At 64.1% G+C, this 15,039-nt stretch carries 15 protein-coding genes; 5 read left to right on the top strand and 10 right to left on the bottom strand.

Annotation, left to right across the window (positions count from 1 at the left end; genetic code table 11):
• The first annotated feature begins 116 nt into the window (after positions 1 to 116).
• Both HH213_RS26705 and HH213_RS26700 read left to right on the top strand, forming a co-directional pair.
• Entirely contained in the window at positions 117 to 1,364 is a 1,248-nt protein-coding gene (locus tag HH213_RS26705) for a ligand-binding sensor domain-containing protein (protein ID WP_169114284.1), read from the top strand.
• Positions 1,322 to 3,112, top strand: coding sequence for a sensor histidine kinase (locus HH213_RS26700; RefSeq protein WP_169114283.1), 1,791 nt, complete (start codon positions 1,322 to 1,324; stop codon positions 3,110 to 3,112). Before HH213_RS26705 ends, HH213_RS26700 begins: the two co-directional genes overlap by 43 nt.
• Here HH213_RS26700 and HH213_RS26695 read toward each other — a convergent pair.
• Entirely contained in the window at positions 3,081 to 4,067 is a 987-nt protein-coding gene (locus HH213_RS26695; RefSeq protein ID WP_169114282.1) for an AraC family transcriptional regulator, read from the bottom strand. The two genes, HH213_RS26700 and HH213_RS26695, sit on opposite strands and share 32 nt — an antisense overlap.
• Before the next feature lie 112 nt (positions 4,068 to 4,179).
• Between HH213_RS26695 and HH213_RS26690 the strand changes: the two genes are divergently transcribed.
• Together HH213_RS26690 and HH213_RS26685 are read left to right on the top strand one after the other, a co-directional pair.
• A complete protein-coding gene (locus HH213_RS26690) occupies positions 4,180 to 5,589 on the top strand; it encodes an amidase (protein WP_169114281.1) in 1,410 nt (469 codons plus the stop codon).
• 79 nt (positions 5,590 to 5,668) lie between these two features.
• Positions 5,669 to 6,298, top strand: a complete 630-nt coding sequence (locus HH213_RS26685; protein WP_169114280.1) for a M17 family peptidase N-terminal domain-containing protein — start codon at positions 5,669 to 5,671, stop codon at positions 6,296 to 6,298.
• 3 nt (positions 6,299 to 6,301) lie between these two features.
• Here HH213_RS26685 and HH213_RS26680 read toward each other — a convergent pair whose 3' ends face one another.
• Positions 6,302 to 7,600, bottom strand: a complete 1,299-nt coding sequence (locus HH213_RS26680) for an MFS family transporter (protein ID WP_169114279.1) — start codon at positions 7,598 to 7,600, stop codon at positions 6,302 to 6,304.
• A gap of 154 nt (positions 7,601 to 7,754) precedes the next feature.
• Between HH213_RS26680 and HH213_RS26675 the strand changes: the two genes are divergently transcribed.
• Positions 7,755 to 8,189 (top strand): DUF2177 family protein, encoded by a 435-nt coding sequence (locus HH213_RS26675; protein ID WP_217363469.1) that lies wholly within the window; start codon positions 7,755 to 7,757, stop codon positions 8,187 to 8,189.
• Here the strand turns inward: HH213_RS26675 and HH213_RS26670 are convergent.
• The 8 genes from HH213_RS26670 to HH213_RS26635 are packed head-to-tail and all read right to left on the bottom strand — an operon-like array spanning position 8,186 to position 14,978.
• Complete coding sequence (locus HH213_RS26670; protein WP_169115436.1) at positions 8,186 to 8,608, bottom strand: nuclear transport factor 2 family protein; 423 nt, start codon at positions 8,606 to 8,608, stop codon at positions 8,186 to 8,188. The genes HH213_RS26675 and HH213_RS26670 overlap by 4 nt on opposite strands.
• Complete coding sequence (locus tag HH213_RS26665) at positions 8,608 to 9,384, bottom strand: SDR family NAD(P)-dependent oxidoreductase (RefSeq protein WP_169114278.1); 777 nt, start codon at positions 9,382 to 9,384, stop codon at positions 8,608 to 8,610. Before HH213_RS26665 ends, HH213_RS26670 begins: the two co-directional genes overlap by 1 nt.
• Positions 9,372 to 9,917: a DUF3833 domain-containing protein gene (locus tag HH213_RS26660; RefSeq protein ID WP_110848053.1), complete on the bottom strand. Its 546-nt coding sequence runs from the start codon at positions 9,915 to 9,917 to the stop codon at positions 9,372 to 9,374. Before HH213_RS26660 ends, HH213_RS26665 begins: the two co-directional genes overlap by 13 nt.
• The gene (locus HH213_RS26655) at positions 9,914 to 11,134 is read right to left on the bottom strand and encodes an MFS transporter (RefSeq protein ID WP_169114277.1); all 1,221 of its coding nucleotides are present in this window, start codon (positions 11,132 to 11,134) and stop codon (positions 9,914 to 9,916) included. The genes HH213_RS26660 and HH213_RS26655 overlap by 4 nt, the downstream gene beginning before the upstream one ends.
• Positions 11,131 to 11,763, bottom strand: a complete 633-nt coding sequence (locus tag HH213_RS26650; RefSeq protein WP_229263180.1) for a chalcone isomerase family protein — start codon at positions 11,761 to 11,763, stop codon at positions 11,131 to 11,133. The genes HH213_RS26655 and HH213_RS26650 overlap by 4 nt, the downstream gene beginning before the upstream one ends.
• Complete coding sequence (locus tag HH213_RS26645) at positions 11,732 to 12,937, bottom strand: SAM-dependent methyltransferase (RefSeq protein WP_169114276.1); 1,206 nt, start codon at positions 12,935 to 12,937, stop codon at positions 11,732 to 11,734. The genes HH213_RS26650 and HH213_RS26645 overlap by 32 nt, the downstream gene beginning before the upstream one ends.
• Positions 12,934 to 13,698 carry a DUF1365 domain-containing protein gene (locus tag HH213_RS26640; RefSeq protein WP_169114275.1) on the bottom strand — a complete coding sequence of 255 codons (765 nt, stop codon included), beginning with the start codon at positions 13,696 to 13,698 and terminating at the stop codon, positions 12,934 to 12,936. Before HH213_RS26640 ends, HH213_RS26645 begins: the two co-directional genes overlap by 4 nt.
• Positions 13,695 to 14,978, bottom strand: a complete 1,284-nt coding sequence (locus HH213_RS26635) for an NAD(P)/FAD-dependent oxidoreductase (RefSeq protein WP_169114274.1) — start codon at positions 14,976 to 14,978, stop codon at positions 13,695 to 13,697. The genes HH213_RS26640 and HH213_RS26635 overlap by 4 nt, the downstream gene beginning before the upstream one ends.
• Positions 14,979 to 15,039 lie beyond the last annotated feature (61 nt).

Here is a 15,039-nt window from a genome sequence, read left to right as displayed (position 1 = left end):
AATGAACACCAGTCGAGCGCAATAGCTGAGATCGATTCATACTCAAATAGCAAGCTTTCTGTCCGTTATTGAGTGTGGTAAATTCACATTCTTCCTCGATACTCTCCGCTCCGACCATGCCCCTGCCAGCCACCCTTGGTCGTTCGATTGTTTTTTCGCTGCTGTGCTTGTTCGGCACGGCGGTCTGGGCTGCGGACGTGCCAACGCCGATTGTCATGCACCACACGAGCTGGACCGCCCGCGAGGGCGCGCCGCAGATGGTGATCACCATGACCCAAACCCGCGACGGCTGGCTGTGGCTGGGCGGTAGCAACGGCCTGTTTCGCTTCGACGGCGTGCGGTTTGAAGCGTACGATCGCCCGCTGCCTTCGGCCGGCATCGCCATCCTTAACGCATTTGATGACGGTTCGCTGTGGATCGGCTATCGCTATGGCGGCGTTAGCGTGCTGTCGCATGGCCAACTGCGCAACTACGGCGAACGGGACGGGCTGCCCGCCAACGCAGCGGTGTGGGGACTGGAGCACGATAGCCAGGGCCGCATGTGGGCCGCGACCAATCGCGGCTTGTACCATCTGGACGGTGAGCGCTGGCTCGCCGCCGGCGCGGATTTCGCGTTGCCCATGGTCGGATTCAAGACGCTGATGCTGGACCGGCAGCGTAACTTATGGGCGCAGGGGAATAACGGCGTCTTTGAATTAAGGGCCAACGAACGCCGCTTCATCAAGGCGGGGCCGGAAAACGGCACCGGCGTGCTGTTCCAGTTCCCGGACGAGAGCGTGTGGAGCTGGGATGCCTTGCACAGCGTGGCGCGGCGGCTGACACAACCGGCCAGCGGCGCGCCGGCCCAACCGCTCGCACTGGCCGACGATCTCGCCAGCTTGCTGGTCGATCGCCAAGGCGGCTTGTGGGCCGGGCGCGTGGCCGAGCTGGAATATCACACGGCAAACGGCATACAGCGCAGCGGGCGCGAGCAGGGACTCAGCGGCCAATGGGTGGCGGCGCTTTTTGAGGACGCAGAAGGCAGTATCTGGGCGTCCACCTCTACCGGCATCGACCGCTTCCGCCATCAGCGCATCTCGCCGGTGCATTTTGCCCAAGAGGCTGTCGGCGCGCCGTTGCAGGCCGACGCGGATGGCGGCGTGTGGGTGGGCAAAGTGCACTTTGTCCGCCAGCCGGACGGTTCGTTTGTCCAGCAGCCGTTGCGGTTAACGCCGGTAACGATGGGGAGGAGGGGCCGAGCGCGCTGTACCGCGATCCCGCCGGCATCCAGTGGTTCGGCGGCAACGGTCGCATCTGGCGGCAACGCGGGCAGCAACTGCGCGTGTTTCAAGGTCCGCCGAACATGGACCTGGGATGGGCCCTGAGTCTGTCGTCCGATGACAGCGGCGCGCTGTGGGCCGTCTGGCCGCGCGGGCTGCTACGCCTGGATGCAAATGAGCACTGGCAGGACATGACCGCCGATACCGGTATGAAGAACGAAACGCCGCGGGTCTCGGCGAGTTCGCCGCAGCAAGGTCTGTGGTTGGGCTACGCGGGTAGCCGGGTATTGCAGTTGCAGCGTGGACGCTGGCGCCGTTACGGCCTGTCCGAAGGCTTGGATGTTGGCATGGTCGAGGCCCTGCATGTCAAGGATAACCACGTCTGGGTCGGCGGAGAGAAGGGCACGGCGCTGCGCCAGGCCGACCGTTTCATACCGCTGGTCGGGCTGGCTGGCCGCGCCTTCGACGGCGTTTCCGGTATCGTGGAACTGGATAACGGCGACCTCTGGATCGACAGCGGGGGCGGCCTGATCAGGATTGCCGCGAGCGAAATCGGCAAGCTGGCGGCGCGTAGCGGCTATCGTGTGCGCTACGAGGTACTGGACATTCTGGATGGCTTGTCAGGGAATTCGCCGCTGCGCTACCCGTCGCCGTCGATGATACAGACCACTGACGCCCAGTTATGGCTGTCGACCAACTCCGGCATCTTCCGGCTCGATGCCATGGCGCGGCAAACACCACGGCCGCCGGCGACGACGCTGATCCGCTCGCTGGGACCACCCGGCCAATTGATCCCTGCACAGCCCGGCATGCGCCTGGCGCAGGGCACCACGGCGCTGCAGATCGACTACACTGCGCTGGCCCTGGCGATGCCGGAACGGGTAGCGTTTCGTTACCGGCTGGACGGCGTCGATACCCAGTGGCAGCAGGTCGGCACGCGAAGGACGGCGTACTACAATAATCTCGGTCCGGGCGATTACCGCTTCCGCGTGGAGGCCAGTGATTACGCTGGCGAATGGGCCGAGCAGCCGACCACGCTCGATTTCCAGATCGCGCCGACCATCCCTCAGAGCTGGTGGTTCAGGACGCTGTGCGCCCTGGCGCTGCTGGCGGCTTGCTGGCTGCTGTATCAAAGGCGCATGCGCAATTTTGCCGCCCAGGCGGTGGCGCGGCTGGAGGAGCGTACCCAGGAACGCGAGCGCATCGCCCGCGAATTGCACGACACCTTATTACAATCGGTGCAGGCGATGATTCTGCATGTGCACGCGGCCACGCTGAAACTGCCCGCGCCCGATCCCGCACGCATCCAGATTGAGCAGGCTTTGCAGCAAGCCGACGACGTCATGGTGGAAGGACGCGAGCGTGTGCGCGATCTGCGCGACAACGAGCCTCAGCAGCAAAACCTGGTGGAAGCGATACGGGCTGCCGACAACCGCCTCAGCGCACCGGGCGTGGCGTCGTTGCAGGTGGCGGTTGACGGCGAGGTGCGCCAGCTGCATCCGGCCATCTACCCTGAAGTGTTGTCGATTGTGTGTGAAGCCGTCGCCAACGCTTACCGTCACGCCAACGCCAGCCGCATCGATGTCCGGATAGTCTATCGCGCCGCCGAACTGCGGATCATCATCAGTGACGATGGCGCCGGCATTCCGGCCGACATTATCGCGGCCGGCGGACGCAGCAATCACTGGGGCATCTGTGGCATGCGCGAGCGTGCAGCACGGATCAAGGCCAAGCTGGCACTGCGCAGCGATGTCGGCGCGGGAACGGAGTGGCGCCTGACCTTGCCAGGCGTACTGGCGTATCAGCCTGCGTCACCCCGGTTCAGGTTTTGGCGTCGCCCGCCTGCCGCATGACCGGCTGCATTTTGCGCCAGGCGCCCGGCGTCATGCCGGCCCAGTTTTTGAAGGCGGCCTGGAACGGGCTTTGTTCCGAATAACCAAGCAGGAACGCCACCTCGCTGACACGGATCGTGGGATCGGCCAGGTAATCCTTGGCGCGCTGGAACAGCGCGTCGTGCAGCAGCTTGCGGAAGCTGCTGCCTTCGTTGGTCAGCAACTGCTGGAGCTTGCGCGGCGACATTTGCAATTCTTCCGCCACCGTCTCCACGCTGAGTTTGCCGCTGGCCAGGGTGGCCGCGATGCGTTGACGCACACTGCAGACGATGCTGCTGTCGTCCGCTTGCAGCAACTGTTCTTCCGCTTTTTGCAGCAAGATCTGATTGGTTGCCGCATCGCCGAACAGCACCGCTTGCTGCAGGAGTGTGCGCTCAAAGACCAGGCTGGTCACCGGTTGCGAGAACCTGGCCGGTTGGCCGAAAATCTCCTGGTAGACCTCGGCGTTGGGCGGACGCGAGAAAGTAAAGTGCGCTTCAAACGTCTGCTGCGGCCGGCCAGTCAGGTGGCGCGCGACCGCGGCCCACGAGGCCAATGCCAGTTGCATGAAGACCGGCGAAACCGGGCCCAGGTAGGGCAGCCATTGCAGTTCGGCCCGATCGCCTTCTACCTGTAGTCCGGTTGCATTGACTTCTTGTATCAAGCGCTCGTAACGCTGCATCACCGTAATGGCCTGCGCCAGATTGACGCAGCTCATGGCGGCAAAGCCGAGCATGCTGTAATCGCTGGGCTGGATGGCGGCGCCGACGCGCAATGGCAGCGCGGGGTCGCCGGTGATTTCGATGGCCTCTTCGTACAGCGCCAGCCAGGCTTCGGCCGACATGGTCTGCGCCGGAGCGGGCATCGCCTGCGCGTGGCCGAGGCGGCGCAAATAATTCAATAACGGCAGTACGATCGCTAGCTTGACTTGCCCCATGATCTGACTGGCTCCGGATGTGCGCGAATTCTCAATTTTGGGAGGAATTCCCTCAAGACCTCATGGGTCTCAGCTGAGCATAATAGCTCGGGTCCACAAAATTAAGAAGTCCATGCACAACTTTAAGCGTAACCTGCTGGAGCCGGATGCGGTCGGCCTGCTGGCCGATCTGCGGCGCGGTGTTTTGACGTCGGTTCAGCTGGTGGAATCGCATCTGGCGCGCATCGAGCGCACGCAGCCGCAAATGAATGGCGCCACGCACATTTTCCGCGAGGCCGCGCTGGCCAGGGCGCAGCAGCTGGATCGCGGCGGTGATACAGCGCTGCCGTTGTTTGGTTTGCCGTTCAGCATCAAGGAGACGTTCGGACTCGCTGGCCAGCAGGTGACAGCTGGTTCGCTGCGGATGCAACCGGAAGTACATCAGCAAGACGCCGACATCGTGCAGCGCCTGAAGGCCGCCGGCGCCATCGTCATTGCACGTAGCAATGTGCCGGAGTTTGCCATGACGGCCGAATCCACTAATTTGCGTTACGGCCGCACCAGTAATCCTTTGGATCTGACGCGGGCGGCAGGCGGCTCCAGCGGCGGCGAGGGCGCATTGGTCGGTGCGGGCGGTTCGGTGTTTGGCGTCGGCTCCGATATTCTCGGCTCGATCCGCATTCCGGCGGCGTTCTGCGGCGTGGTCGGCTTCAAGCCGCATTCGGCGGCGGTCAGTCAGCGCGGCACCTGGCCTACGGTCACCGGCAACACCAAAAGCTGGCTGGCACTGGGACCGCTGACCCGCAGCGTGCGTGATGCAGAGCTGGTGTACAACGTGATCGCCGACCAGCCCGCGCCGGCGGGTGCGGATGCCGGCTGCCGCCTGATCGTGCCACGCAACTTGCCGCTGAAGATGCGCTTGCCCTGTATCGCCCAGGCGCTGGAAGCCGCCACGAACGCGCTGCTGCGGCAGGGCTATCAGAAGGATGCTCAGGACTTTGCCGAAACGCGCCAGCTCTACCTGAACATTCCCAAACTCATCCTCGACGACTTTTACGGCGACTGGATACGGCTGCTGTCCACGCCGGAATACGGCCGCTTTTCGCCGTTCAAGGAATTGCTGGCGCAACTGATCGGCAAGCCGACCATCGATTCCGGTCTGTTGCGCTGGACGCTGATCGCGCCGTTGCTCAAGCCGCGCAGCGCCGACAAGGCCGCGGAGATCGCGGCCCAATTCGCCGCTGCGCGCACGCGCTTCCACGCCATGCTGGGCGACGATGGCATCCTGGTGCTGCCGACGCTGGGCCTGCTCGCACCCAAGCATGGCGAGATGAACCGGCTCTCGCTGAAGCCCGGCGTCAACGGCCTGTTCACCGCCCACACGCTGGGCAACTACCTGGACCTGCCCGCCATGGCGATCCCGGCGTGGAAGTTCCGCGACCGGCTGACCGGCCAGCCGCCAAGCATCTCCGTGATGTGCGCGCCGGGTGCGGAGTCCCGTTTGTTTGCGGCGGCCAAGCGGATCGAAGCGGCACTCAACTAGGGCCATGCCTTTTGGCAGGGCCGTCATCGCGCGCGCAGGCGGTAAGATCGCAGCTTTAATCATCACCGAGGACGCGATCATGACCGATACCCAATCAACTCCAGCACGCCTGCCGATCGGTTCCGCCGACGGCGTGGCCTTCGATGTCGTCGCCTGGGGCCCGGCCCATGCCGATGTGGACTTCAGCGTGGCCTGCATGTTCGAGCATGAAGTGGAAGGCGCCGCCATCGCCGGCGGCTTGCTGGAACTGGACGAGGCGCTGGGCAAGCAACTGACGCGCTTGCGTACCGACGGCTTTTTCGGCGGCCAGCCGATGGAAACCTTGCTGATCACGCAGCCGCCAACCGGCGTCACGGCGCGCGCGGTGCTGGTAATCGGCCTCGGCGATCCGTCCACGCTGGACGGCGAACGGCTGCGGCAAGCCACTCGCGTGGCCATGCGCGAAGCGATCCGCTACGGCGCGCGCAGCATGGCTTTCGCACCGAGCGTGCTGGACGCTGGTCATACCAATAATGCAGGATTGAATATGCAGGAAGTGATGCTGGACGGGATGCTCGGCGCCTTGCGCACCGAGTTGGCGCTGGCGGCGGCCGGCCTGACGGCGCGGCCTGCGCTCCAGCAATGCACGTTTGACGTCGGCGCGCCGCGCCTGGCTGGCGCGGCGGAGTCCTTCGCTGCCGCGTTTGAAGGACTGTTTGAAGCTGACTAGTGCTTAGTGATCCGTGTGCAGGTACGACGGCGTTTTCGGCAGTCGCATGCTGAACAGGAAGGCCACCACCATCATGATGGTCACGTAGGTGAAGAAGCCGGTTTCATGGCCGGCGTTTTTGAACGACAGCGCGACGAATTCGGCCGAGCCGCCGAAGATGGCGTTGGCGATCGCGTACGAGAAACCGACGCCCAGCGCGCGCACTTCCGGCGGGAACATCTCGGCCTTCACCAGGCCACCGATCGAGGTGTACAGGCTGACGATGGCCAGCGCCACGGTAATCAGCGCAAACGCCACATACGGGCTGCTGTTGCCGTGCAACATGGCCAGGATCGGATAGGTGCCCAGCGCGCCGAGGCCGCCGAACAGCATCATCGAATGGCGGCGGCCGATGCGGTCGGCCAGCATGCCGAACAGCGGCTGCATGCACATATACAGGAACAGCGCGCCGGTCATGACCACGCTGGCGGTCTTGGGCGCCATGCCGGAAGTGTTGACCAGGTACTTCTGCATATACGTGGTGAAGGTGTAGAAGATCAGCGAACCGCCGGCCGTGTAGCCGATCACCGTGATGAAGGCGGCGCGGTGGTTCTTGAAGATACCGGCCAGCGTGCCGGCTTCCTTGTGGTTCATGTCCTCGGCCTTGATGGTCTCATGCAGCGTGCGGCGCAGCACCAGCGAGATCAGCGCGGCAATCGCGCCAACCACGAACGGAATGCGCCAGCCCCAGGCCTTCAGGTCGGCGTCCGTAAGGAACTGTTCCATGATCACCACCGTCAGCACCGCCAGCAACTGGCCGCCGATCAGCGTAACGTACTGGAACGACGAGAAGAAACCGCGCTGGCCGCGCAGCGCCACTTCGCTCATATAGGTGGCGGTGGTGCCGTACTCGCCGCCGACCGACAGGCCCTGGAACATGCGGATTAACAGCAGCAGGATCGGCGCGGCGACCCCGATGGTGGCGTAGGTCGGCAGGACGGCAATCGCCAATGAGCCGCCGCACATCATCAGTACGGAAATCACCATCGACTTCTTGCGGCCGACGCGGTCGGCGATGCGGCCGAACAGCCAGCCGCCGATGGGGCGCATCAGAAAGCCGACGGCAAACACGGCGGCGGATTTCAGGAATTCCGCAGTGGGGTTCCCGCTGGGGAAGAACTGGCTGGCAAAGTAAATCGAGGCGAAGGAATAGACGTAGAAGTCAAACCATTCCACCAGGTTGCCGGAGGAGGCGCTGATGATGGCAAACACGCGTTTGCGTTTTTCTTCAGCAGTGTAGTGAGGTTGTTCGGTGACGGTCATTGTTGTTTTCTCTTAGCTGAACTTGCGGCCGATTGTAAAGCATCTCGCTGAAAGCTGCAGGAAGGCAAAGGTATGAAATGTGATGTGGCGGACGGAAGGGCGACATTGATATCGGCTAGTATTGGCTTAACTTATCTTCCACTGAGGATCTATCATGTCGGCATCCGCGCAAGTTCAGGCACTGAGTGTGCAGCAATGGTTGTTTGCTTATGGCGGCGCCTTGCTGGTGCTGCTGGTGCTGGACGCGTTGTGGATCGGCCTGTACATGGCGTCCGCCTACAAGGAGGCGCTGGGCGATTTGATGTTGCCGCAGCCGCGCATCGCTGCGGCAGCGGTGTTTTATCTGGTGTACGCGATCGGCGTGGTGTTCCTGGCCGTGGCGCCCGGCTTGCGCGCGCTCAGCTGGCAGACGGCGGCGCTGCACGGTCTGGTGCTGGGCTTGATTGCCTACGGCACCTACGACCTGACCAATTATTCGATCCTCAAGGCATGGCCGTTGGGCTTGTCGCTGGCAGATATCGCCTGGGGCGGCTTTCTGACTGCGGCCGCGGCAACGGCCGGCTGGTTCGTGGCCGACCGCTGGGCTTAATCCACTTTAACGGCGAAGCGCCGCCGCAGCCAGCGGATCGGCGCGCCTACCAGTGGCAGCTTCTGTAGCAGTTCTTCGGCGGCGTCCCAATAATCCCGGTGCAGCGTGACCAAGCCGTTGGCATTGAAGTGAAAATGCGTGCCGCCGGCGATCTCATACGTATGCCCGCGCAGTGTGCAGACAAACGTCCACGTCACAAACGCCCGTTCCGATTGTACGATGCGTTCGCCGATAACGAAGTGCGGGTTGTCGGTGTGCTCTAACATATGGCGCAGGATGGCTTCAATCGCAGCGACGCCGCGCACGTCGTTGAACGGATCGCGGAAGTGGGCGTCGACGGCGTAAAACTCCACCGTCCGGTGCAGGTTATGCGGCGTTAGCGCCGCGTACCAGGTGAGCAGCGGCTCCAGTTGGTCGATCATGGTCGCACCAGTCGTGATACCAAAGGAAACCTCAGGCGGTAAGGTAGCCAGCGCACCAGTTTCATTGCCAAGGTGAAGCGGCGCGGGAAGTGGATTTCGAACCGTCCGGCCATGATGCCGTGGCGGATTGCGCGTGCTGCTTCGGTCGGGGTTTGCAGCGCTGGCATGGTGAACTCGTTCTTGGCCGTCAGCGGCGTCTGCACGAAGCCGGGATTGATCAGGTAGACGTTGAGTCCGCGTGGACGCAAGTCGACGTACAGCAATTCGGCCAAGTTGATCAGGGCGGCTTTGGTGGGGCCGTACACGCTGGCGTTGGGCAGGCCAAAGTAGCCTGCCACGCTGGCGACGATGGCGATGCTGCCGTTGCCGCGCGCCAGCATCGCCGGCAACACGGTGGCCAGGCCGGTGTAGACGCTGCCCAGATTGGTTGCCAGCGTCTGCCCGGCGCGCTCGGGGTCGACTTCCCAGCTGCGCTCTGGGCGGTAGTCGGCTGCGCAGAAGATGATCAGGTCGACGCCGCCGAATGTGTCGCAGATGTGCGCGTGGCGCTGGCTCCAGGCGTCGCGGTCCAGAATGTCGAATTGTTCCACCAGCGCTTGTGGATGCGTGCCGGCGACGGCTTGCAAGCGGTCTGCGCGCCTTGCCGACAGCGCGACGCGGGCGCCGGCTTGCAGCGCTTCGGTGGCCAGCGCCGCGCCAATGCCGCTAGAGGCGCCGATGATCCATACGCGCAGGCCAGTCCAGTCGCGGATAGGAGCGTTCAAGGGTTGCATGCGCGCCTCCGGAACATCAGTGTCACCTGGCCGAACTCGATGCCGAACTTGCGCATGCTGGCGCGGTTGACCATGGTGCAGCGGTCGATCAGGAACATCCAGTCGTCGAATTGCATTTCGTAGGTTGTGCCATCCACTGGCAGCAGTAGCGTGTATTGCCAGCGCAGCGCGTTGCCCGCCGCCGTGCCTTGTGCTTCACCCTTGACGTCGCCGGCTGTACCGCGCCAATGTTGCTCGCCGTTTTTGTCGTCGTCGCGCACCAGCCGCCAGACACGCTGCTGCGTGGTGCCGTCGTCGTAGCGGAAGTGTTCGTCCAGCGTCAGGGTGTCTTGGTGCCGGCTGCCGGTTATTTCGACGTGGAAGCGTTTAGTCACCTCGCCATCGCGCTTCTGGAACATGCCCCAGGCGTCGGTGATGCCTTCAAAGTAATCGGCAGGGTCCAGCACCGGTGTCGCCGCCCGGTATTGCTGGACGTCGGGACCAGCGCAGCCGGCCAGCAGGATTGCCAGCAAGGTTGGAATCCAGTGTTTCATGTCGTACTCCCGTTGGTGACTGGTACGGAGGCGCTGTAGCGGCCCAATGTGGCCATCGCCAGCAGCTTGAACAGGCAGGGCAGCACGCTGTAGGCCATCACCAGGCTGGTGCCGCCGCCATGACCGGGGGTGTAGTCCAGCCAAGCCAGCAGTGGCAGCGTGAGACCGGCGATGGCCAGCGCCAGTTTGCCGAGCAGGGTGAATAGGCCGAAGCCCGCACCGAGCCGTTCTCCGAGCGCTTGGCCCAGCATTACCGGCGGCAGCGCAAGGTCGGCGCCCAGCGCGGCGCCGGCGGCGATGCACACTGCCGCGTAGGGAATCAGGTCTCCTTTGCCGAGCAAGGCCGCGCCGCAGAAGCCGGCTACTGATAACAGCATACCCAGCCGCCAGCAGCGGAGTGGTCCCCACTTGTGGGCGAGTGCGGTCCAGGCCGGTAGGCCGCAGGCGGCAGCGCCGAAGTAGCAGGCCAGGAAGATGCCGGACAGTTGTGGCGCGCCGAGTTGGTCGGCGATGTAGAACAGGGCCAGTGTCGCGGGAATCGCGACCGACAGCGCATTCAGGAAGTACGGCAGCAGTAGAGCGCGCAGTGGGCGATTGCTGGCCAGTGCGCGCCAGGTGTCACGCCACCCGGTCGAGGCATGACGCTGTTGCGCGGCGGGCGCATGGCGCAGCAGGGCGAACATGGCTGCAGCCATCAGCACGGCGAAGGCCAGGCTGTAGGTGGCAAGACGCGGACGGATCTGTGTCGGATCGCCGGCCAGAATGGCGGCTGGGACGAGGCTGGCGGTCAGCATGCCGGCCAGTCCCAAGCCTTCGCGCCATGCCACTGCGCCGATGGTGCCGCTTAGCTGTGCGCCCCAGGCGAGGTAGGCGATGTTGACCAGGCTGTGTGCGCCATAGGCTATCACCAGCATGAGCGCCAGCCATGCGCCGGTCGGCACGCTGGCAGGTGGCAGCCACAGTGCGGCGAACGCCAGCACCAGGATGCCGGCGCCGAGCGTCATCCAGCGGCGGCGTTGGGTTGGTGCACGGTCGAGCAGGTGGCCGAGCAATGGGTCTTGCAGCATATCGATCAGGTGTGCGGCGAATAGTACGATGCCCAGCGGCGCCAGTGCCATGCCGAGGTGAGTGGCGTAGTACGCTGGCAGTTGCACAAACAGCGGCAAGGCGGCCATTGCCAGCGGTGCGCCTAGCAGGCCGTAGGCGGCGTTGCTCATGGCGTGGTTCCGATCAGGCGCTGGCGCAGTTTGTTGTCGCGGCTGTCTGGATTGAGCCAGATGTCGAAGAAGGCGCGGGCCAGGGCTTCGTCGTCGAGGTCGGCCAGCAGGCGCTGACGGTCGTATAGCTGCATGCCATGGCCTGGCTGGTAGACGCCGATCAGCTGATCGCCTTCGCTGACGTCGACAAACGCCGATGTCAGCAACGCTTCCCAACGGGCCAAGGTGGCGGCGGGCAACGGTGCGCGGCTGAGGCGGCGGATTTCATCCATGCTGGTGGAAACCAGCCGCTGCCGGCTGATATGCCGGTAGTAGCTGAGCTGGAGCGCGAAGGGCTGGGCAGCGTCGAATGGCTTGCTGGCCGACCACAAAGTGGCGCGGTAGATACGCAGGCCGAACCACGTCATGTCGCCGCCGCCGAGTGGCTGCGCTTGCGGCAGCGTGGCGCGCCACGGCGCGGAGTCCGAAGCGGCCCCGTTCGCAGCTGCGCCGATGGCTGAAGCTACTCCGCTCGCGCAGGCGTTAACGGTCACGGCCGCGGCGGTCAAGCTGATCGCCATGTAGGCCAGCAGCGCTGCGCACAGCCGCCGCTGGCGGTCAGGCTTTGTGCAGGTGGAATTGAACAACATCGGTCCGGCCCTCGTCGAATGCAGCTTCGCAGTATGCGAAATACAGGTCCCAGATGCGCATGAAATGGGTGTCCAGGCCGAGTGCGCTCGATTGCGCGGCGGTGGCGTGATAGGCCGTGCGCCAGCGGCGCAGCGTTTCGGCGTAATCGCGGCCGAACGCGAAGTGTTCCGTGCAGCACAGGCCAGCGTCGGCGGCGTGCTGCTCAAAACGCTCCACGCTCGGCAGCATGCCGCCGGGGAAGATGTACTCCTGGATAAAGTCAGCCGTGCTGCGATAGCGTTCGAAGTGCCGCTCGTCTATCGTGATCGACTGCACCAGCGCCTGGCCGCCGGGTTTCAGGCGCGCCGCCAGCGTGTCGAAATATTCCGACCAGTAGCGCTCACCCACCGCTTCAAACATCTCAATCGACACCACTGCGTCATAAGTACCGTCGATGTCGCGGTAATCGCGCAGTTCCAGTTGCGCCAGCTTGCCCAGACCGGCAGCGTCGATACGACCGCGCGCGATCGCCAGCTGCGACGGCGAGATCGTTACGCCATGTACCTGGATGCCCTGACGCGCCGCCTGTTCGGCAAAGCCACCCCAGCCGCAGCCCACTTCCAGTACCCGGTCGCCGGCGCGCAGGCCCAGCGTGTCGATGATGCGCTGGTATTTGCGGTGCTGCGCCTGCGCCAGCGGCTGGGTGTAATCGCCGTCAAAGATCGCGGCCGAATAAGTCCAGCTCGGGTCCAGCCACAAGCGATAAAAATCGTTGCCGATATCGTAGTGGCTATGAATATTGCGTCGGCTGCCGCTGCGGGTATTCGGCCGCAGCCAATGGCGCAGGCGATACCAGCAACGCGCCAGAACGCCGCCAAACAGCGCCGGCTCCAGCGCCGCCTCATTGAGCAATGCCAGCCGCAGCAGCGCGACCAGATCCGGACTGCTGATCCAGCCGGCGGCCCAGGCCTCGGCCAGGCCAATGTCGCCGGCGCGCAGGATGCGGCCGCACGCGCGCCAGTCGTGTACTTCCAGCGTTGCGCCGGGGCCGGCGTGGGCGTTGCCAAATACCATGCGCGTATGGTCAGGCGTGATCAGTTCCAGATGGCCGAGGCGGATGCGGCCCAGCAGATTCAGGAACACCCGCGCGGCGGCGGGAGCGGCCTGCGTGGTGGTCGACAGCGTTTGACTCATGGGAGCGGCTCCTCGTGGACGGTGATATGGGGAATGGATCGCGGCGGCTTGCCGAAGAAGGGCACGCCCTTCAGCCACAGCCGCAGCGCTTGCCAGTGAATGCGGAACACGATGCCCAGTCCCAGCAGCGGGTAGCGCAACAGGGCGGCCGCTGCGGCGACGCTAGCCATAGGCTGCGCCTGGCCGGACAGCGTGGTGCGGATCAGCAGACCTTGTTCGTCGTGGTAATCGATGGCGGTGTGCGCACGCTCGGCATTCAGGCGGAAGCGAAAACGGTAGCTACCCCGCGTTTCGCAGAATGGCGAGACGTGCATCTGCTTCTGGCAGGCGCCGTGGGCGTTGCCGTCCAGTTGCAGCAGGTAGCGATGGGTTTCGCCAAAGGTGTTGTTGACCTCGGCCAGCACCGCACACAGTCGGCCGCTGGCATCATGGCAGTGCCAGAAACTCACTGGATTGAATACGCAGCCAAAGACGCGCGGAAAAGTTTGCAGCCAGATTTCGCCATCGGCCTTGATGCCGTGCGTGTCCAGCAGCGTGCGCATCCACTGTTGCAGATCGCTGCCGTCGCGCGGACCGTAGTCGCGGGTGCGGATCGACAGCGGCCTGCGGCGGTTGACGCCGAACCAGGCCGACTGGCACTCCTCCAGCCGCGCCAGGTTCACCCGTACATAAAACACCGGGTAGACAAAGCGGTGAAAGACCGGCCGCAGGCGCGCATGCATCACACGGGCGTGGACCAGTTGGGCGGCTGGCGACTTCATGGCAGCGACATCCAGGCCGGTGCGGCATCGAAGGCGGCGGCGATGCGCAGCGCGGACTTCAAGCCGTCTTCATGGAAACCGTAGCCGGTCCACGCGCCGGCATACCACAGGCCGCTTGTGCCCTGAATGCGCGCCAGCGCCTGCTGGGCGTCGATGGCCGGCTGGTCCATGATCGGATGATCGTATTCAAATCGCGCCAGCACGGTATCGGCCGCCGGCGGCGTCGGTGGATTGAGCGTCACAACCACCGGCGTGCGGAACGGCAGGCTTTGTAGCTGGTTCAGCCAGTAGCTGACGCACACCGGACGGCTGCCATCGGCCTGCTGCGTCGACAGATAATTCCATGCCGACCAGACTTTGCGCCGCTGCGGCATCAGGCGCGCATCGGTATGCAGCCAGGCGGTGTTGGGCTGATAGCGCACCGCGCCTAGAATAGCGCGCTCACCGGCGCTGGCGTCGGACAGCATGGCCAGCGTGGCCGGCGCATGGGTGGCCAGTACCACCGCGTCAAAGATGTCCGTTTGCGCGGCGGTCTCGACCAGCACCTTGCCGTCGACGCGGCGCAGCGACCGCACCGGCGTATTCAACCGGTAATCGGCCAGCGTGGTGGCAATCGCGTGCACGTAGTTGCGCGAGCCGCCGCGCACGGTGCGCCATTGCGGCCGGTCGTTGACCTGCAACAGCGCGTGATTCAGGCAAAAACGCAGGAAAGTCGCGGCAGGGAACGCCAGAATGTCGCTTGGCGAACTGGACCAGATGGCAGCCGCCATCGGCAGCAGATAGCCGTCGCGGAACAGGCGACCATAGCCCTGGCGCGTCAGCAGTTCGCCCAGCGTGGCGCCATCCGCCGAACTGCGCAGCAGGAATTCCTCGGCATGACCATTGAAATGCAGGATATCGCGCAGCATGCCGAGGAAAGCCGGCGAGAGCGCGTTGCGGCGCTGGGCAAACACCGTATCGAGATTGGTGCCGGCCCATTCCAGCGCGCCGTCGTCCATGGAAACGCCAAACGACATATCGCTGGCGATGCTTTCCACGCCCAGCTCATCCAGCAGGGCAATCAGGTTCGGATAGGTTTTCTCGTTATAGACCAGGAAACCGGTATCCACGGCGCAATGCTGGCCTTCGACCAGGATATCCACCGTATTGGCGTGGCCGCCCAGATAGCTGCCGGCTTCAAACAGCACCACGTCGTGGCGGCGCTGCAGGAAGTAGGCGGCGGCCAGGCCGGAAATGCCGGCGCCGACAATGGCGATGCGTTGCTTGCGTTGCGTTTGCATGGTTGTTTTAAGCGGATGAACGCCTGTTTGTCTACCGGTATGCTAATATTACTACTAATAA

It is taken from the genome of Duganella dendranthematis (assembly GCF_012849375.1).
Lineage (GTDB): Bacteria > Pseudomonadota > Gammaproteobacteria > Burkholderiales > Burkholderiaceae_D > Rugamonas > Rugamonas dendranthematis.
The sequence above is the reverse complement of the archived record's forward strand: the minus strand, read 5'-3'. Positions and strand labels throughout refer to the sequence as shown.